Source organism: Streptomyces sp. SID3212 (genome assembly GCF_009865405.1).
GTDB lineage: Bacteria > Actinomycetota > Actinomycetes > Streptomycetales > Streptomycetaceae > Streptomyces.
Genome location: NZ_WWJY01001018.1, coordinates 1 through 3,485, shown reverse-complemented (window position 1 = coordinate 3,485; position 3,485 = coordinate 1). Strand labels below are relative to the sequence as shown.

Below are 3,485 nucleotides of genomic sequence, written 5' to 3'. Positions count from 1 at the left end.
AAATCAAGCCCGTCCGGCGATTGAGGACAAAAAGGGCCCGGCCGGAGGGGCTTCAGCGGCCTGTGAAATTTGGCGGGGTTTTGGAGAGGAACGCCTCTACCGCGATCCCGTGGTCGTCGGAAGAACCCGCCACCGACTGCAACTCCGCCTCCCGAGACAACGCCTCCTCCAACGTCCGCCCCACCCCATACGCCAGCGACTCCTTCAGCGAGGCGTACGCCACCGTCGGCCCCGCCGCCAAAGTCCGGGCCACCGACACCGCCTCCGCGGCCAGCGAATCCGCCGGGACCACCCGGTGCACCAGCCCCAGCGCCAGCGCCTCCTCCGCCCCGACCGTCCGGGGGAACAGCAGCAGGTCCGCCGCCCGCCCCGCCCCGATCAGGCGCGGCAGCGTCCAGGACACCCCCGAGTCCGCCGTCAGCGCCACCCCGGCGAACGCCGTCGTGAAGGACGACGTGTCCGACACCACCCGGTAGTCCGCCGCCAGGGCGAAGCCGAGGCCCGCCCCCGCCGCGACGCCGTTCACCGCAGCCACGACCGGCTTCCGCATCGTCGTGATCGCGAGGACGATCGGGTTGTAGTGCTCCCGCACCGTCCGCATCGTGTCGTCCGAGCCCCGCTCCCGGTCCGCCGCGCGCAGCGCCATGTGCTCCTTGAGGTCCTGGCCCACCGAGAACGCCCGGTCCCCCGCCGCCGTCAGCAGCACACCCCGTACCGCCGGGTCCGCGCCCGCCGTCTCCAGCGTGTCCCGCAGCGCGGCCTTCGTCGCCACGTCGAGCGCGTTCCTGGCCTCGGGCCGGTTGATCGTGATCGTTGCGAGTCCGTCACTCACCTCGTACAGCACGGTGTCGGCCATGATCGGGTCCCTTCGCGGCTCGGGCAGTCCTGTCCGGGTCCAGCATGGCCCAGGAAACCCGGCCGCCGGGTCCCGGACGGGTCCCGCCGGGTCGTACCAGGTCCCGGCGGCGGCGAAGTATCGCAGGCGGATCGCCGAATTGAGTGGTTTTGCGGAAGCGCGTTGCGCAAGCGATGCCGACCGATGTTGGTCATCGGGTCCCGCCATGCGGGATAATGGCCTGGAAGCAATGTGTTCGATGCCGGTGACACAGCGCCTGTCATGGGGCCGCCGGCGGAGATGAGCTGGTTTCAGGAAGGGGAACGAGCATGGCGGCCATGAAGCCGCGGACGGGCGACGGCCCGCTCGAGGTGACCAAGGAGGGGCGGGGCATCGTCATGCGCGTTCCGCTCGAAGGCGGCGGTCGGCTCGTCGTCGAGCTGACCCCGGACGAGGCGGATGCCCTCGGCGACGCTCTCAAGAAGGTCGTCGGCTGAGCGGAACGCACAGTCTTCGGGGTCGTGCGTCATCCCCGGATCGACACCACAGCTGTCCCGGCACGGATCAGGTCCGCGCCGGGGCAGCCCTTTTTCACCCGGACGTACAAAAGGACTCAGCCCCGGCGGACCGCGCACAGCAGCCCGTCGCCCACCGGCAGCAGCGCCGACTGGAGCTCCTGGCTCTCCCGTACCGCCCGCAGCAGCTCCCGCAGCCGCAGCACCTCCGCCTGCTGCGCCGCCGAGTCCACCGTCCGGCCGTCCGCGAACATGCCCTCGAAGCAGACCAGACCGCCCGGCCGCAGCAGCCGGAGCGATTCGTCGAGGTAGTCGAGGGACTCCAGCCGGTCCCCGTCGCAGAAGACGAGGTCGTACCCGCCGTCGGCGAGCCGGGGCAGGACGTCGAGGGCGCGGCCGGGGATGAAGCGCGCGCGGTTGCCGGTGAAGCCGGCCGCCCGGAAGGTCTGCCGGGCGAACTGCTGGCGCTCCGGTTCGGTGTCGACCGTGGTCAGCACGCCGTCGGGCCGCATGCCCTGGAGCAGGTACGTCCCTGAGACACCCGTCCCGGTGCCGATCTCGGCCACCGATTTCGCGTCCAGGGTGGCGGCGAGCAGACGCAGCGCGGCACCGGTGCCCGGTGACACCGAGCGAAGCCCCGTCTCATGGGCCCTGTCGCGGGCCCAGTGGAGTGCTTCGTCCTCGGCGACGTAGGCGTCGGAGAACGCCCAGCTCGTCTGCCGGTTGGCGGTAATGACCCTCTCCTTGTCCCCGTTGGCGGCGCAACGGTGACTGTATCCGCTGCGCCCGGGAACCCGCAGATGGGACCGGACGTTATGAGGGGGCGGGCAGCACGGTGACGAGCGGCTGGGATCGGCCCCATATTCACGTAAAGATTCTTATCCGGAGCTAACGGGCGAGGTGGCTATGGTAGGGGCTCGACTGGACACCACCAGAGCCGATAGGGGAGGTGCGGCTGAGCCTGTGGATCGGGGAGGAGTGCTCTGGCGCTTCCTCGGGTCGGCGGGTGAGCCGAGATCCGTGACCAACTTCGCTGACCGTTCTCGCTCCAACGACTCCGCAGTTACGGCGACTTTCGCATCGGATGCGGACGCGCAGGCGTGGACGCCCCCCAGCTGGGAGGAGATCGTCAGCACGCACAGCGGACGTGTCTACCGCCTCGCCTACCGGCTGACGGGCAACCAGCACGACGCGGAGGACCTGACCCAGGAAGTGTTCGTCCGGGTCTTCCGATCGCTGTCGACCTATACCCCCGGCACGTTCGAGGGCTGGCTGCACCGCATCACCACCAACCTCTTCCTCGACATGGTCCGCCGCAAGCAGCGGATCCGGTTCGACGCGCTCGGTGACGACGCGGCGGAGCGGCTGCCCAGCCGTGAGCCGTCCCCGCAGCAGGTCTTCCACGACACCCACTTCGACGCGGACGTCCAGCAGGCGCTGGACACCCTCGCGCCTGAGTTCCGTGCCGCGGTGGTGCTCTGTGACATCGAGGGACTGTCGTACGAGGAGATCGCGGCGACGCTCGGTGTGAAGCTCGGCACCGTGCGCAGCCGGATCCACCGCGGGCGTTCGCACCTGCGCAAGGCCCTCCAGCACCGTTCGCCCGAGGCCCGGGCCGAGCAGCGTGCCTTCGTGAGTGTGGCCGGGGAGGGCGGACCGGCGTGAGTGCCACCAGCCCGACCCCCGCCGAACAGCATCTGGGGGACCGACTCGCCGCCCTGGTGGACGGGGAGCTGGACCATGACGCGCGTGAGCGTGTGCTGGCCCATCTCGCGACCTGTGCCAGGTGCAAGGCGGAGGCCGACGCCCAGCGCCGGCTCAAGAACGTGTTCGCCCAGGCCGCCGGACCCCAGATGTCCGCCGGCCTGCTCGCCAGACTCCAGGGGCTGCCCGGCGGTTCCCCCGGCCGGGACGACGACGACCCCCGTCGAGGTCTCTTCGACGGGGGCACGTTCGGGAACGGCGTCTTCGGGGTGCGCTCGGGCGGGTTCGACTACGAACCGGCCGCGGCGCACTCCGGGATGGTCCCGGGCGGCTCCGGATTCCGTATCCACGAGGTCGGCCGCGAGGCGGCGGAGCGTTCCCCGTGGCGTGCGCGGCGGTTCGCGTTCGCCGCGGCGAGCGCGGTGTCGTTC

Annotated in this window: 5 protein-coding genes; 3 read left to right on the top strand and 2 right to left on the bottom strand. The window is 70.7% G+C overall.

The window, feature by feature from the left end:
• Positions 1-52: 52 nt before the first annotated feature.
• Entirely contained in the window at positions 53-856 is an 804-nt protein-coding gene (locus tag GT042_RS30300; protein WP_161311890.1) for an enoyl-CoA hydratase-related protein, read from the bottom strand.
• A gap of 308 nt (positions 857-1,164) precedes the next feature.
• Between GT042_RS30300 and GT042_RS30295 the strand changes: the two genes are divergently transcribed.
• Positions 1,165-1,332, top strand: a complete 168-nt coding sequence (locus tag GT042_RS30295) for a DUF3117 domain-containing protein (RefSeq protein WP_003966491.1) — start codon at positions 1,165-1,167, stop codon at positions 1,330-1,332.
• 116 nt (positions 1,333-1,448) lie between these two features.
• Here the strand turns inward: GT042_RS30295 and GT042_RS30290 are convergent, their stop codons facing one another.
• Positions 1,449-2,150 (bottom strand): O-methyltransferase, encoded by a 702-nt coding sequence (locus GT042_RS30290; RefSeq protein WP_161311892.1) that lies wholly within the window; start codon positions 2,148-2,150, stop codon positions 1,449-1,451.
• A 106-nt stretch (positions 2,151-2,256) separates the two neighbouring features.
• On the opposite strand from GT042_RS30290, the gene sigE reads away from it, so the two are divergent.
• Together sigE and GT042_RS30280 are read left to right on the top strand one after the other, a co-directional pair.
• The gene (sigE, locus tag GT042_RS30285) at positions 2,257-3,015 is read left to right on the top strand and encodes an RNA polymerase sigma factor SigE (protein ID WP_202534187.1); all 759 of its coding nucleotides are present in this window, start codon (positions 2,257-2,259) and stop codon (positions 3,013-3,015) included.
• Positions 3,012-3,485 (top strand): zf-HC2 domain-containing protein (locus GT042_RS30280; protein ID WP_345943978.1); only part of this gene is annotated, 474 nt, incomplete at its 3' end. The genes sigE and GT042_RS30280, both read left to right, overlap by 4 nt.

Coding starts and splice junctions, on each gene's coding strand:
- GT042_RS30300 (WP_161311890.1), bottom strand. CDS start 856: ATGGCCGACACCGTGCTGTACGAGGTGAGTGACGGACTCGCAACGATC.
- GT042_RS30295 (WP_003966491.1), top strand. CDS start 1,165: ATGGCGGCCATGAAGCCGCGGACGGGCGACGGCCCGCTCGAGGTGACC.
- sigE (WP_202534187.1), top strand. CDS start 2,257: ATGGTAGGGGCTCGACTGGACACCACCAGAGCCGATAGGGGAGGTGCG.